We start from the raw sequence: 13,433 nt of genomic DNA on the forward strand, positions 1-13,433 counted from the left end.
CAGCGAGACCGCGCGTCAGGGGGAAGCGCGGCCGGGGCGGCCACCGGCGGGTTGGTACAGGTGTGGTGGAGGCGGAGTCCGTGTGCGCCTCGCCGGTCGGGGCTACGTAGGTGTGGATGGCCGGTTACCCGGCGGGTGGGCTGGCCACGGCCTCGTCGCGGACCGGTGACCGGGCCGGTGCGGGTTTCCTCCCTTCGGTAGGCAAGAGCGGGTGGCGTGTGCGCCGGGTTCATCCGAGACGGCCGGGATACTCCGGTTCTCCGCCCGCCCGGGCCGGTGGGCGCAGCACGCACTCCGCTGAGCGCGCCAACGGCGCAGACAACGGGCCCCTGGGGTGCCGCCCGAGCACCGGATGTTGAGCCCAGCGCTGCGGGGTCGCCGGATAACGTCCCGTCATTTCTTCTCCGTGTCAACGAAATGAGCAAGATTCGTCACGGCCCAGCCTCCCCTGTGGCCAAACCGAGGCCCCAGACCGGGACTTCTCACCCAGGCGGCAGGCGTGCGGGGGGTGATTACGGTTGCGTAACACGCCGTTTTCTTTCTTGACGCACGAAAATTGGGGGGACAGACTCCCGTCATGTCGAGCTGGCCCCGGCCACCGGACCGGCTCCCGGAATGAGGCGGGAGGAGAGAACGGTGTTCTTCCTGTCCCTGGTCGTGCCACGGCTCGGCGTCATGGGCGACGGCACGCACCGCATCGGGTTCGATGGAAGCGGACCGGACAGACCGGCCTTTGACCGACCACACCTCTGGAGGCGCGCGTGATGAGCCCGTCCAAGATCCGTTTTTCGGAGCTTGTCGCTGAGCAGACCCGGGCGGAGATCTTCGCGACGGTCCTCACCGCGGGTCCCCTCTCGCGTACCCAGCTCGCCCAGCGCCTGGGTCTCGCCCCCTCGAGCGTGACCCGGATGCTTCCTCCGCTCCTGGAGCACGACTACCTGCGCGAATCGGACGCCGTTCCCCAGGGACGTGGCCGACCGCAGAAGATGCTCCAGGTCAATCCGGACAAACACATCGTCGTCGGCACGAAGATCGGCCCCGCACAGGTCTCCGCAGTGGTCACCGACATGGCGGCCAAGGTCCTGGCCCGCGCGGAGGAACCGATCCCCGACCGCACCCCCGAGACCGCCCTGTCCGCCGTCGCGGCCCTGACCAGCAGGCTCCTCTCCGAGGCGCCCGAAGCGGCGGACAGGGTACTGGGACTGGGAGTCGGAGTCAGCGGTCACGTCGACTCCGCTGCCGGGATCTGCCGCTACTCGGCCCTCCTCGACTGGAACAAGGTCGACGTGGCCGGCCCCCTGCGCGAGGCGACCGGCCTGCCGGTCGTCGTCAACAACGACGTCAACACCCTCGTCGTCGCCGAGCGCTGGTTCGGGCAGGGCCGTGACATCGACTCCTTCGCCGTCGTCACGGTCGGCCCCGGCATCGGCTGCGGTCTCCTGCTCGACGGAGCCCTCTTCTCCGGCGCCACCGGCCTGGCGGGAGAACTCGGCCACCTGCCCCTCGACCCGACGGGCCCGATGTGCAGCTGCGGCCGCCGCGGCTGCCTGGAGGCTCTCGCCGGGGACCGGGCCGTCCTGCGGCACCTGCAGGACGGCGGTGTCCCCTGCACCACGATCTCCGAAGCCATCGACCTCGCCCGCTCCTCCGGCGGCTCCGCGCAGACGGTCGCCCGCTCGGCGTTCGCCGAAGCGGGAGACGCCCTGGGAAGGGGACTGGCCGGCATGTGCAACCTGCTGAACCTACAGAAGATCATCATTGCCGGTGAGGGCGCGGTGGCCTACGACCTGTTCGGCCCCGCGATGTCCCAGGCGCTGCAGGCCCACGCCTTCTCCACCGCCGCCCACGACTGCGACATCCACCTCGATCCCGTCCACCACGACCTGTGGGCCCGGGGCGCCGCCTGCCTGGTGATCCAGGACGCGGTCGGCGCGGCTCTGTCCTGACCCAGCTCATCTCCACGACATCACTCACGTACCCGAGACACACGACGAGGTTTTGACGTGCCCGAAAACGTGGCCGGTCCCGCCGACTCCTGGTGGAGCGACGCGGTGGTCTACCAGATCTATCCCCGCAGCTTCGCCGACTCCAACGCGGACGGCATCGGAGACCTCCAGGGCATCATCGAGCGACTCGACTACCTGTCCCAGCTCGGTGTCGACGTGCTGTGGCTCTCCCCGGTGTACCCCTCGCCGCACGACGACAACGGCTACGACATCAGCGACTACCAGGACATCGACCCGCTGTTCGGCACGCTCGCCGACTTCGACCGGCTGCTGGCGGGCGTGCACGAGCGCGGCATGAAGCTGGTGATGGACCTCGTCGTCAACCACACCAGCGACGAACACGCCTGGTTCACCGCCTCCCGCGACGGCGGACCGGGCGGTGACAAGCGCGACTGGTACATCTGGCGTCCGCCCCGTACCGGCATGGAGCCCGGGACACCGGGAGCGGAACCGAACAACTGGGAGTCGTGGTTCTCCGGCCCCGCCTGGACCTACGACGAAAGCTCCGGCGAGTACTACCTGCACACCTTCTCCCGCAAGCAGCCCGACCTGAACTGGGACAACCCCGAGGTCCGCCAAGCCGTGCACGCCATGATGCGCTGGTGGCTGGAGCGCGGTGTGGACGGCTTCCGCATGGATGTCATCAACCTGATCTCCAAGGACCCGGCCCTGCCCGACGGCATCGTGCCCGAGGGCGCCCGCTTCGGCCTCGGCCACCCGTACTACGTCTGCGGCCCGCGCATCCACGAGTACATCGCCGAGATGCACCGCGAGGTCTTCGCCGGTCGTCCGCGCCCGCTGCTGACCGTGGGCGAGATGCCCGGTGTCACGGTCGAGGAGGCGAGGCGCTTCACCGCCCCCGCCCGCCGCGAGCTGGACATGGTCTTCCAGTTCGAGCACGTCGGCCTCGACCAGGGCCCCGGCGGCAAGTTCGACGTCCGGCCCCTCACACTCACCGACCTCAAAGCCAGCCTCGGCCGCTGGCAGACCGGACTCGGCAAGACCGGCTGGAACAGCCTGTACTTCAGCAACCACGACCAGCCCCGTGTGGTGTCCCGCTTCGGCGACGACACCCCGGCCTACCGCGACCGCTCGGCCAAGCTGCTGGCCACCGTGCTGCACCTGCACCGCGGCACGCCGTTCGTCTACCAGGGCGAAGAACTGGCGATGGCCAACGCCCCGTTCGCCTCCATCGACGACTTCCGCGACATCGAGTCCCTGAACCACTACCGCGACCAGCTCGCCCTCGCAACCGACGAACGGCACATCCTCGAAGGGCTGCGGCACCGCAGCCGCGACAACGCCCGCACCCCGATGCAGTGGGACGCCACCCAGCACGCCGGCTTCACCGCCGGCACACCCTGGATCGCCGTCAACCCCGACTACGTCGACGTCAACGCCAAAGCGCAGGTCGCCGATCCCGACTCGGTCTTCCACTACTACCGGCGCCTGATCGAACTGCGGCACACCGAGCCCGCCGTCACCCACGGCGACTTCCACATGCTCCACCCCGACCACGAGCAGCTCTACGCCTTCACCCGGCACGAGGCCGCATCCGGCACCGAACTGCTGGTGATCGCCAACTTCGGCGGCACCGACCTCACCGTCGACCTGCCCGACGGCTGGGAGGACAGCGACACGCTCATCGCCAACCTTCCGGCCACCTCACCTCTCACCGGCGCCTACACCCTGCGCCCGTGGGAGGCACGCGTCCACCGCCGCAGCACCGCCTGACATCCGCCCTTGTCGCAACGACGCACACCAAGGAACCAGCCATGAACAGCCCGCGCACCCGCACCGTCCGCAGAAGGAACCTCCTCCTGGCGGCCTCCACCCTCGCCCTGCTGGCCCCGCTGACCGCCTGCGGCGGCTCCGGCACCGGCGCGGGCGACGGCAAGACCCTGCGACTGTGGCACTACGAGCAGGAGGACGGCGCCCTGAGCAAGGCATGGGACGCCGCCATCGCCGAGTTCAAGAGGACCCACCCGGACGTCAAGGTCGTCTTCGAGCGCAAGACGTTCGAGCAGATCCAGCAGAACGCCGGCATGATCCTCAACTCCGACAAGGCGCCGGACGTCATGGAGTACAACAAGGGCAACGCCACCACCGGCCTGCTCGCCAAGCAGGGACTGCTCACCGACCTCACCCCCCTCGTGAAGGAACACGGCTGGGACAGGAAGATCAGCGAGGACGCCTCCGTCACCGCCCGCTACAACGAGGACGGCGAGATGGGCGGCGAGCAGTGGTACGGCATACCCAACTACGGCGAGTTCGTCCTCACCTACTACAACGACGACCTGTTCAAGAAGCACGACGTCGACAAGCCCACCGACCTCGCGAGCTTCGAGGCCGCGCTCGCCAAGTTCAAGGCAGCCGGTATCACCCCGCTCGCCAACGCGGGCAACGACCACCCCGCCGGACACTGGCTGTACCTGCTCGCCCTCTCCAAGGCGAACGCCACCTGGGTCGACGACTACCAGCTGTACCAGGGCAAGGTCGACTTCCACGGCCCCGAGATGACCTACGCCGTCGACAAGTACCAGGAGTGGCTCGACAAGGGCTACTTCGAGAAGAAGGACGTCGGCCTCAAGGGCAGCGACATGACCGAGCAGTTCGTCTCCCAGAAGCGGCCCATCATGGTCGGCGGCAACTGGTGGTTCGGCAGCCTCACCACCGACATCACGGACTTCGCGTGGTCCACCGCCCCCTACCCCGGCAGCGACGACACCCTCGGCTCCGGCGGCAACCACTGGGTCATCCCCACCAAGGCCAAGAACAAGGAACTCGCCGAGGACTTCATCGACATCACCATGTCGGACAAGATCCAGAAGCTGATCGGTGAAGAAGGAAACATCCCGCTCGCCGCCAAGCCCGACGACATCACCAACGCCAAGTCCCGCCAGCTCATCAACGCCTTCCACCAGAGCCAGGACAACGGCGGCCTGTCCTTCTACCCCGACTGGCCGGTCGCGGGCTACTACGACACCTGGGTCGCCGCCACCCAGAACCTCATGAACGGCGGCAAGCCCGAGGCCGTCCTCGACGAACTGGCCGGCCCCTACGAGAAGTACCGCGCGACCAGGTCCTGACGTCACCACCCGGCCGCCGTCTCCCGGCGGCCGGACACCACGCGTTCCGGGGACGGCGGCCACGGTGCCGCCAAGGCCGCTGTCCCGCCCACCTAGGAGCAACAGTGAGAACCACACGTCACCCGCGGGCCACGGGCTATGCCGTCTTCCTCGCGCCGGGCCTGCTGCTGAGTCTGCTCTTCCTCGTCGTCCCGCTGGTGATGACCTTCTACTACAGCCTCACCCAGTGGCAGGGCATCGGCGACCCCACCTTCATCGGCCTGGACAACTACACCCGCCTCTTCCAGGACGCCGACTTCTGGGCCTCGTTCCGCAACATCGCCTTCGTCATCGTCGGCATCGCGATCGTGCCCACCCTCCTCGGCCTGTTCCTCGCCGCCCTGCTCTTCGACTACATCGGCAAGAAGCACGGCGACACAGTCGTCAGCGTCTTCCGCTCCGGCCTGTACCTGCCCCAGGTCATCCCCGTCGCCGTCACCGGCCTGATGTGGGGCTGGATCCTCGCCCCCGAAGGCGCCGTCAACAGCATCCTCGACACCATCGGGCTCTCCTCCCTCGCCCAGAACTGGCTCGGCGACCCCGACCTCGCCCTGTGGGTCGTCCTGGGCGTCCTGGTCTGGATGCAACTCGGCTACCCGCTGGTGCTGTTCATGTCCGGCCTGCAACGCATCGACCCCGAACTCTACGAAGCCGCCGCACTCGACGGCGCCTCCTGGTGGCAGCGCTTCACCCGCATCACCGTCCCCATCCTGCGGCCCGAGGTCTACGTCGTCCTGGTCACCACCACCATCGCCGGCCTGAAGGTCTTCGCCCAGATCTTCGTCCTCACCGGCGGCGGACCCGGCAACTCCACCCTCGTCCCCGCCTACTTCGCCTACCAGAACTTCTTCGAACGCGCCGACGTCGGCTACGGCTCCGCGATCTCCAGCACCATCACCCTCCTCGTGCTGATCATCGCCGCAACGATGCTCACCCGCCAGGCCCGCGAGGACGGATGACCATGACCACCGACACCACCACCCCCAGCGCGCCGCCCGTCCACAAGACGGACACCCCCGGCCGTACCTCCACCCGACGAGACCGGAAGCAGCGAACGCCCGGCAAGCGCGGCGCAGGCTCCTACGCCGTCGTGGCCGCGGTCACCGTCTTCGTCCTCGCCTTCCTCGCACCCTTCGGCATCATCCTGATCAACTCCTTCAAGACCAGTGCCGACTACCGCGCCAACGGCTCCCTGTCCTGGCCCGAACAGTGGAACTGGGACATCGTCGCCGACGTCTGGGAGCGCGTCGACTTCACCCAGAAACTCATCAACAGCATCCAGATCAGCCTCGGCGTCGTCGTCATCGCCGTCGCCCTGGCCCTCTTCAACGCCTACGCCATCGGCATCGGCCGCATACGGTGGCGCACCGCCTTCCTGGTGTTCTTCCTCGGCGTCAACGTCCTGCCGCAGGAGGGCCTGGTCTACCCCATCTACTACCTCTTCAAGGAGATGGGCCTGTACGACGGAAAACTCGGCTACACCATCCTGGTCGGCATCACCTACAGCGCCTTCGGCACCTACCTGCTGTCCTCCGTCTTCAGCAGCTTCCCGCGTGAACTCATCGAAGCGGCCTCCCTGGACGGCGCGGGCCGCTGGACCATCCTGTGGCGCATCATCCTGCCGATGAGCTGGCCCACCTTGTCGGTGATGTGCGTGTTCTTCTTCGTCTGGAGCTGGAACGAGTTCCTCTACCCACTCGTCCTGCTCATCTCCAACGACCAGCAGACCGTCCCCCTGGGGCTGTCCGTCATGCAGGGCCAGTACACCAGCGACCCCACCGCCATGAGCGCCGCCGCCCTCCTCGGCGTCATCCCGATGATCGTCTTCTTCCTCATCTTCCAGCGCTCACTCACCCGCGGCCTGACCGCCGGCGCCGTGAAGTAGCCGACACGGCCACCAGCCACCCCGGATCCGGAACCACCCGTCGCCCCGCAACCGGATCCGGGGTACAGCCTCCACATGCGTCCTCGCCACGCCGGTCAGCCACTATGTCCACAACCGCGTAGCGGCCCTGCGAGAACTCCACCGCGTCCTCGTCCCGGAGGGGTGGCTGATCCTCTCCACCAGCCACCAGCCACCAGCCACCAGCCACCAGCCACCAGCCACCAGCCACCTGACAGCGGACGGGCTCACAGACGGCGGCAGCTATTTCGACGCCCACCACGTCGAACAGAGCTGGATCGGCGGCATGAAACGCCGATTCTCACGCCAACCTGACGGCGGCCATGGAAAACCCCATAGGCGGCCACTTACCGCCCCACTCGTTCACGCCGTGGCGGCGGCGGTGCTTCTGGGAGAAGTCGTCCCGGCTGCCACCGACCCGGTCACATTCGGCGAGCGTTCCGTCGAGTAGGACATGATCGGGACCCGTCTCCCGCAGGACCCGCAGCAGCCCGGGCGCCCGGCAGGACAGATGGCCGACAACGGCGGCGACGTAGGTGCGGGCAGTACCGACGGACATGCCGAAACCGGCGGCGATCTGCGCGAGCGTGTCGTGTCGTGTCGGCGAAGGTAGATCAAGCCGACGAGAGCACGCGGCGGTCACCCTCACGGGTGACGATGAGCATGGTTCCCCACTCAACCAGGACGTACGGGAGGTCGAGTGCGGCAGGACAGGGAACCAACGAGGCTCCCAAGCCGCTGAGTTGAGACGCCGAAAATCTCTCTCAACGGCACAGGAGCGCCGTACTGAGCCAGCAGCGCCTCCGGCAGGATTCCAACCCCGCGCCACCCGCTGCAGGAGTCCGTTCCCGCCTCGTACGTCGGGACCACATGCGGTTGCTGGATGTCGCCGCAGTCCGCCGCCGCTGACGCCCGCCCAACCCCAGACGCGGCCGTCTCCCAGGGCCCGATCGAGTGGACTCTTCCGACCGGCGCACGCCAGGACACCGTGAACCCGGTCGGCGAATGGTGCCGTTGCCTCGTCCTGACCTCCTCTGGAAGAGAGGCACTATGAGCCACTGGCCGCACCCCCTTCGGACACTCCCGCCGAGACGCACCGCGCGGCCCCGGGGGCGACGCCTCCTGCTCTCCACCGCACTGCTGATGGCGTCACTCCTGGCATCGATGACGGCGGCGGTCCCCACCGCGGTCTCCGCCACCCCCGCCGCGCACGGCCCCCGCCACCAACACGTCCACCCCCACCCGGACGGCCTCGGCCACGAGCTGACCGCCCGCCTGGACGAGGCGATCGAGGAAGTACGCCGGGAGGCGGGCATCCCCGGTCTGGTCGTCGGCCTGTGGATGCCGGGCAAGGGCGAGTACGTCCGGGCCACCGGGGTCGCCGACACCGCCACCGGCAGGCCGATGAGCACCGACCCGTTCGTCAGGATCGGCAGCGAGACCAAGACCTTCACGGTCACCGCGCTGCTGAAGCTCGTGGACGACGGGCGGATCCGGCTCGACGACCCGATCTCCGCCTACGTCCGCGGGGTGCCGAACGGCGACCGCATCACGCTCCGCCACCTCGCCGGGATGCGCAGCGGCCTGTTCCCGTACACGGAGGACCCGGACTTCGTACGGGCCCTGCTGAGCGACCCGTACCGCACCTGGACCCCGAAGCAGGTACTGGCGTACGGCTACCGGCACGAGAACACCTTCGCGCCGGGCACCGAGTTCCAGTACTCCAACAGCAACCTGGTCCTCCTCGGCCTGGTCATCGAGAAGGTCAGCGGCAGGCGCGTCGCCGACTTCATCACGGAACGGGTGCTCCGCCCGGCCCACCTGGACCACACCCTCTTCCCCGAGGGCGCCGAGTTCCCCGAACCACACCCCCGCGGCTACACCAACCAGACCCTGACCGGCGAGGTCGAGGACGCCACCGACTGGAACCCCAGCTGGGCCTGGTCGGCGGGCGCGATGATCTCCAACCTGCACGACCTGCGCCGCTGGGCCAGGATCGTCGCCACCGGCACCCTGCTCACCCCCCGGACCCAGCAGGAACGTCTGCGGACCCTCCCCACCGGCCACCCCGGCACCAGCTACGGCCTCGGCATCTTCGACTCCGGAGGCTGGATCGGCCACAACGGCTCCATCCCCGGCTACGAGACGGTGACGGTCTACCTCCCCTCCAAGAAGGCCACCCTGGTCCTGATGCTCAACACGGACATCACCTACGAGGGCCAGGAACCGTCCTCCCTGGTCGCTCGCGCCATCACGGAGATCGTGACCCCCGACAACGTCTACGACCGCCCGGTACCCCTCGGCTAGACCGGCCGGTGTCGGCGGACTCGACCCACCACCCGTAGACGCCCCTGACCGCGGAGGCGCGAGCCACCGCGGCCGCTACGCCACCGGCACGGAACCCGACGACCCGCACGCGCGACGTCTCGCCGAGCACCACAGGCACGAAGGCCCAACGGCACCGCCGTGACGGAAACCTCAACGAACCCCGTGCCGGGGGAGGCGGGCCGGCGGACTCTCAGGTGGGGAAGCAGCTGCCGTGCCCCAGGGGTAAGCCTGCCGTTGCGCCTTCGAGAGGAAATCCGTGGTGGGTGTCCGTCGGACCTGACGGATGAACAGTGGGCTCTGGCGGTAGCCGTTTCTGTCGTCGGCGCGGGTGGGACCGAAGGGCGGGTGGCGAGAGAGGTATCCGCGGCGTCGGATCGTGGACGCGGTCTTCTCCGTGGTGCGGACTGGCTGCGCCTGGTGGCAGTTGTGCGGGCAAGGAGGCCAGGGGGCGCACGAGGTACTCGTTACTGACGCGCTCGGCCTGCTGTTGGCCGTGGGCCATCGCCCATCGTCGGCTCGCCACCTGCGGACCTCCTTGCGCAGGGCGTCCACAGCATCGGCCAGGTGATCTCATCCGCCATGTCGGCGGTGCTCCCCTCGCCGTCCCAATCGGTGTAGATCGTGTCCCCCTGCAGGGTGAGATGCGGGAGGTCACCTTCCGACAGCACACCGGCGGCGAACGCGGCCCGCAGGTGGTTTGTTCGAGGGCGGTCTCGGCTGGGCCGCGCACGTCCACGCGGCCGTCCACTATTCCTGTGACTTCCTGCTGGAAGGTCCGCAGGCCAGCGACGGGCCCGGCGCATGGGTGGTCCGCTCCCTCGAACGCTGTGGCGCGCACGTCCACCTGAACAGCCAGCTCCGGTCCGCCGAGGACGGGCACGTGGTGCTCTCCGACGGAACGGAGTTCGATTCCGAGCAGACCGTGTGGACCGCGGGCAACGGCTCCAACCTGGTCGTCCACCACCACACCGACCTGCCTGTCGACGAGCGCGGCCTGCTCGTCGTACGCCCCGACCTGCGGGTCGGCACCGACGGCGCGCCCGTGGACTACCGCCACAGCAGCCTGGGAGTGGTCGCCACGCCGGGCATCGGCCATGGCATCTTCCAGTACAAGCGGATCGTCATCAAGGGACTTCTCACCTGGCTGATGCACCGCGGCCACCGCGTCCTGGCCGTGTCCACCTGGGAACGCAAGGTGCGCGTACTCGCCATCTGGCTGACCGACGCGCTGTTCGGCAGGAACCTGGTCTCCCTCGCCTCCGTCCAGCACCCGCGGGACGCCTTCGTCGCGGTGGCCGTCCCGAGGACCGGCCGAGCAGGGTCGCGGCGTGAGCGTGTGCGGGGCTCAGATGGAGACGTGGCGGAACTCCGGCCCGTAGGTTTGTCCGCTGCCGTCCGGGAGCGGCCTGCGCATCAGAAGTCGCGCGGGCTCCTGGAGCGTGAACATCTGGACCACCGCCTTGCCGAGCAACTCCTTGGCCTTGGCGGGCACGTCCTGCTGCCAAGCCTTCTCCAGCAGTTCGAGCATGGTGTTGTAGGAGCGGTTGAAGCCGTCGAGCAGTTCCGCCGTTTCGGGGTCCGCGGCAGCGGGCCCCTTGCGGGGCCAGCCGCCGCTCGGTACGAGGCCCATGGGCAGGGTGCGGGGCAGGGGGATCTCCGGTCCGTTGAAGGCCCACTGCCCGGGGTACTCGGGGTCCTCCACCAGCTCGCGGCCGAGGTGGATCGCGCGGAAGACGTAGAAGTGGGCGAGTTCGCCCTGCTCACCGGGGTGGGGGTTCTCGGGTGACGCCGAAGTGCCCTCCCCCTGCTCCTTGATGACGCCGATCGCCGACTCGACGGCCGCCAGCGAGTTGAGGGATTCCACGTTGTTGCCGGAGCCGTGGTGTGCCATGTTTCGGGTCAGCTGCCGTGTTCCCCGGATCAGTTCGGGATGGGCGCGGAAGGCTTCCAGGACCGCCGTGTAGAAGGCTCCGATGGAGGTGTGCGCCGCGATGCCGCCGCGTACGACCGGGTCGTCCGGTTCCTCGATGCGCGCGTACATCCCCGCCGACTCCCGGGTCAGTCCGCCGAGGGTGACGTTGAGGGTGGGCCGTACGCCCCCGGGCAGCGGTCCGGGATACGTCGGCACCACGGACGCGTCGGCCAGGCGGGGTGTGCCGCCGATCGTGGTGAGCAGGTTGCAGGCGAGCCCCAGGTGGGACATCTCGTCGAAGACGACGGCCCGCAGTGCCTCGGGGACCTGCTCGTCGCCGCCTGTGTCGTCGATCGACCACAGGCCGCACAGATAGGGGGGCAGGGTGGCGAGTTCCAGGAGGATCGCCTGCTGGGCCGCCTCCTTCAGCCAGACCACGTCACGCTGTTCGACGGGCTGGTCGAGCAAGGAGACGATCCTGTCCTTCCGCGCGGTGACGTAGGTGTTCATCGGGGACCTCCTCGGGGCGGCGCCGTCAGACGATGACGAAGGGCGGCCTGGTCGCGAAGCAGTTCTGGATCATGAAGTTGCCCAGTTGCTTCGCGATGTTCTTCATTCCCGACGTCGTGTTCGTGCCGTGGGAGGAGAACCACCACAGGTAGTTGGTGTCATAGGCCCAGGCGCCGTCGTAGGCCCAGTTGGTGTCCGCGCCGCTCCCCGAGTAGACGGACCACGGCGGGAAGCTGGCGTTGTGGCTCTTGCCGCCCATGTGCCGGGCCTCGTGGAGCAGCGTGGACGCCCGCTCCACCACCACCGACGTGTACCAGTAGCCCTTGTAGAGTTCGACCCGGTCGTCGTACAGCGGGCCGTAGAACGAGTGCGCCGCGGCGGTGCCGTCGCCGCAGCGGGCACGGAGGTCGTCGATGTTCTCCCGTACGTAGCGCCGGGCGAAGTTGAGCATCGTGCTGGTGTAGGAGTCGTTCTGCCAGTCCGGCGCCGAGTAGGTGAGCGCGTACAGGGCGGTGAACGTCCGGGCCAGCGGCAGATCCGTGTTGTAGGGGTCCTCGTAGCCCCACCCGTTCTTCCAGGTCGCCGCCGCCGACGAGTCCTTGAAGCCGTACGTGTTCCAGAAGAAGCTCACCATCGCCTGGCTGGCGATCAGCGGGCCGTAGAAGTCGTCGCCACTGAGGGCCTTGCTCGGCACCGTGGCTCCGCACACTGCCATGGTCATCACTTCCTGGCTGCGGCGGCGGTGGGGTGCGCCGCCGTCACGGGATGTCCGGCGGGGGGATGCCGTCTCCGGCGCCGGGGTGGTTGACGTAGGTGCCGCCCGTGGGCTGCGGGACATCCTCGATCCGCAGTCGGCGCGTCTGCAGCAGGTCCCCGTCGTCGGGCCCGAGGCGTTCGCGCAGGTCGCCCGTGTAGTCGCCGTCCAGCCCGCGCACCGCGGCGACGGCCGCGCCCCGGACCGTCCGGTTCTCGTGGCCGACCGCGTCCAGCAGGCTCGCCGCGGCGGTGTCCGAGCCGTCCGCGGCCAGCCTTGCGAGCCCTTCCACGGCGACCATCCGGATGAGGACTTCACGGGCCCGGGTGCTGAAGCCGTGACCGTCGGCCGTACCGCGTTCCGGAGGCAGTTGTGCCGTCACGGTCCGCCGCAGGAACTCCTCCAGCGCCGGGTCCCGCAGGTCCGTGGCGACCTGGGTCAGGGAGAGCCGATCCAGGTAGGCGTCCTCCGGCAGCGCCCGTACGGCTTCCGACAGCACCCGTGCGACATCCGTGCCGTCCTGACCGCGGGCGAGGCCGAGCGCCCGCTGGTACGAGGTCTCGGCATGGGGCCCCGACGCCGACATACGGCTGACGGTGAGGCGCAGGATGTCGGGGATCTCGCCGTGCCCCTGGACGGGAAACTCGCTCCGGCGGCCCCGGGGCGCGAACGACGGCTCCTGCGCGGGCTGGGGCCGACCGGGGCGCGGGGGCGGGAATTCCGAACCGTTGGACTCTGAACCATTGGACATTGTCATGACGACCTCTGTCTCAAGTTCAACTTTTCTACGCGTCAGTTCCTCGAACTGTTTGCGCGTCAGGCCCCCGGATTTCCTGCGCGTCACATGCCCCGAACTTCAGATTGACACGGCGGGCGGTACGCCGCATCCGAG

Annotated in this window: 10 protein-coding genes and 2 pseudogenes; 8 read left to right on the forward strand and 4 right to left on the reverse strand. The window is 68.6% G+C overall.

All coding sequences use genetic code 11. The features are described from left to right. Window positions 1-764 precede the first annotated feature (764 nt). The 6 genes from ACFVQG_RS37045 to ACFVQG_RS37070 all read left to right on the forward strand — a co-directional run bounded on the left by ACFVQG_RS37045 (window position 765) and on the right by ACFVQG_RS37070 (window position 7,488). On the forward strand, window positions 765-1,946 hold the full coding sequence (locus ACFVQG_RS37045; RefSeq protein ID WP_383392606.1) for an ROK family protein: 1,182 nt from the start codon (window positions 765-767) through the stop codon (window positions 1,944-1,946). 57 nt (window positions 1,947-2,003) lie between these two features. Beyond that, window positions 2,004-3,740 carry an alpha-glucosidase gene (locus tag ACFVQG_RS37050; protein ID WP_383392609.1) on the forward strand — a complete coding sequence of 579 codons (1,737 nt, stop codon included), beginning with the start codon at window positions 2,004-2,006 and terminating at the stop codon, window positions 3,738-3,740. 41 nt (window positions 3,741-3,781) lie between these two features. After that, window positions 3,782-5,095 carry an ABC transporter substrate-binding protein gene (locus tag ACFVQG_RS37055; RefSeq protein WP_383392612.1) on the forward strand — a complete coding sequence of 438 codons (1,314 nt, stop codon included), beginning with the start codon at window positions 3,782-3,784 and terminating at the stop codon, window positions 5,093-5,095. 104 nt (window positions 5,096-5,199) lie between these two features. Continuing rightward, window positions 5,200-6,093, forward strand: coding sequence for a carbohydrate ABC transporter permease (locus ACFVQG_RS37060; RefSeq protein WP_383392615.1), 894 nt, complete (start codon window positions 5,200-5,202; stop codon window positions 6,091-6,093). Between the two features lie 2 nt (window positions 6,094-6,095). Further along, window positions 6,096-7,019, forward strand: coding sequence for a carbohydrate ABC transporter permease (locus tag ACFVQG_RS37065; protein ID WP_383392616.1), 924 nt, complete (start codon window positions 6,096-6,098; stop codon window positions 7,017-7,019). Window positions 7,020-7,074: 55 nt separating this feature from the next. Then, the gene (locus tag ACFVQG_RS37070; protein WP_383392754.1) at window positions 7,075-7,488 is read left to right on the forward strand and encodes a class I SAM-dependent methyltransferase; all 414 of its coding nucleotides are present in this window, start codon (window positions 7,075-7,077) and stop codon (window positions 7,486-7,488) included. Here ACFVQG_RS37070 and ACFVQG_RS37075 read toward each other — a convergent pair. Beyond that, a pseudogene (locus ACFVQG_RS37075) lies at window positions 7,399-7,759 on the reverse strand (IS5/IS1182 family transposase); the annotation flags it as partial. The gene ACFVQG_RS37070 and the pseudogene ACFVQG_RS37075 overlap by 90 nt on opposite strands. A gap of 421 nt (window positions 7,760-8,180) precedes the next feature. Between ACFVQG_RS37075 and ACFVQG_RS37080 the strand changes: the two are divergent. Both ACFVQG_RS37080 and ACFVQG_RS37085 read left to right on the forward strand, forming a co-directional pair. Next, the gene (locus ACFVQG_RS37080) at window positions 8,181-9,344 is read left to right on the forward strand and encodes a serine hydrolase domain-containing protein (protein ID WP_383392619.1); all 1,164 of its coding nucleotides are present in this window, start codon (window positions 8,181-8,183) and stop codon (window positions 9,342-9,344) included. A gap of 796 nt (window positions 9,345-10,140) precedes the next feature. Further along, window positions 10,141-10,677: pseudogene (locus ACFVQG_RS37085) on the forward strand (NAD(P)/FAD-dependent oxidoreductase); the annotation flags it as partial. Window positions 10,678-10,710: 33 nt separating this feature from the next. On the opposite strand, the gene ACFVQG_RS37090 reads toward ACFVQG_RS37085, so the two are convergent. The 3 genes from ACFVQG_RS37090 to ACFVQG_RS37100 are packed head-to-tail and all read right to left on the reverse strand — an operon-like array spanning window position 10,711 to window position 13,292. Beyond that, a complete protein-coding gene (locus ACFVQG_RS37090) occupies window positions 10,711-11,787 on the reverse strand; it encodes a ferritin-like protein (protein ID WP_383392621.1) in 1,077 nt (358 codons plus the stop codon). Between the two features lie 25 nt (window positions 11,788-11,812). Then, a complete protein-coding gene (locus tag ACFVQG_RS37095) occupies window positions 11,813-12,502 on the reverse strand; it encodes a hypothetical protein (protein ID WP_383392624.1) in 690 nt (229 codons plus the stop codon). Window positions 12,503-12,545: 43 nt separating this feature from the next. Continuing rightward, on the reverse strand, window positions 12,546-13,292 hold the full coding sequence (locus ACFVQG_RS37100) for a hypothetical protein (RefSeq protein WP_383392627.1): 747 nt from the start codon (window positions 13,290-13,292) through the stop codon (window positions 12,546-12,548). Between the last annotated feature and the right edge of the window lie 141 nt (window positions 13,293-13,433).

This window comes from Streptomyces sp. NPDC057877, from assembly GCF_042796855.1.
Lineage (GTDB): Bacteria > Actinomycetota > Actinomycetes > Streptomycetales > Streptomycetaceae > Streptomyces.

Excerpts from the sequence above, each read along its gene's own strand:
- ACFVQG_RS37045 (WP_383392606.1), top strand. The coding sequence starts at position 765 with ATGAGCCCGTCCAAGATCCGTTTTTCGGAGCTTGTCGCTGAGCAGACC.
- ACFVQG_RS37055 (WP_383392612.1), top strand. The coding sequence starts at position 3,782 with ATGAACAGCCCGCGCACCCGCACCGTCCGCAGAAGGAACCTCCTCCTG.
- ACFVQG_RS37065 (WP_383392616.1), top strand. The coding sequence starts at position 6,096 with ATGACCACCGACACCACCACCCCCAGCGCGCCGCCCGTCCACAAGACG.
- ACFVQG_RS37080 (WP_383392619.1), top strand. The coding sequence starts at position 8,181 with ATGGCGTCACTCCTGGCATCGATGACGGCGGCGGTCCCCACCGCGGTC.
- ACFVQG_RS37090 (WP_383392621.1), bottom strand. The coding sequence starts at position 11,787 with ATGAACACCTACGTCACCGCGCGGAAGGACAGGATCGTCTCCTTGCTC.
- ACFVQG_RS37095 (WP_383392624.1), bottom strand. The coding sequence starts at position 12,502 with ATGGCAGTGTGCGGAGCCACGGTGCCGAGCAAGGCCCTCAGTGGCGAC.
- ACFVQG_RS37100 (WP_383392627.1), bottom strand. The coding sequence starts at position 13,292 with ATGTCCAATGGTTCAGAGTCCAACGGTTCGGAATTCCCGCCCCCGCGC.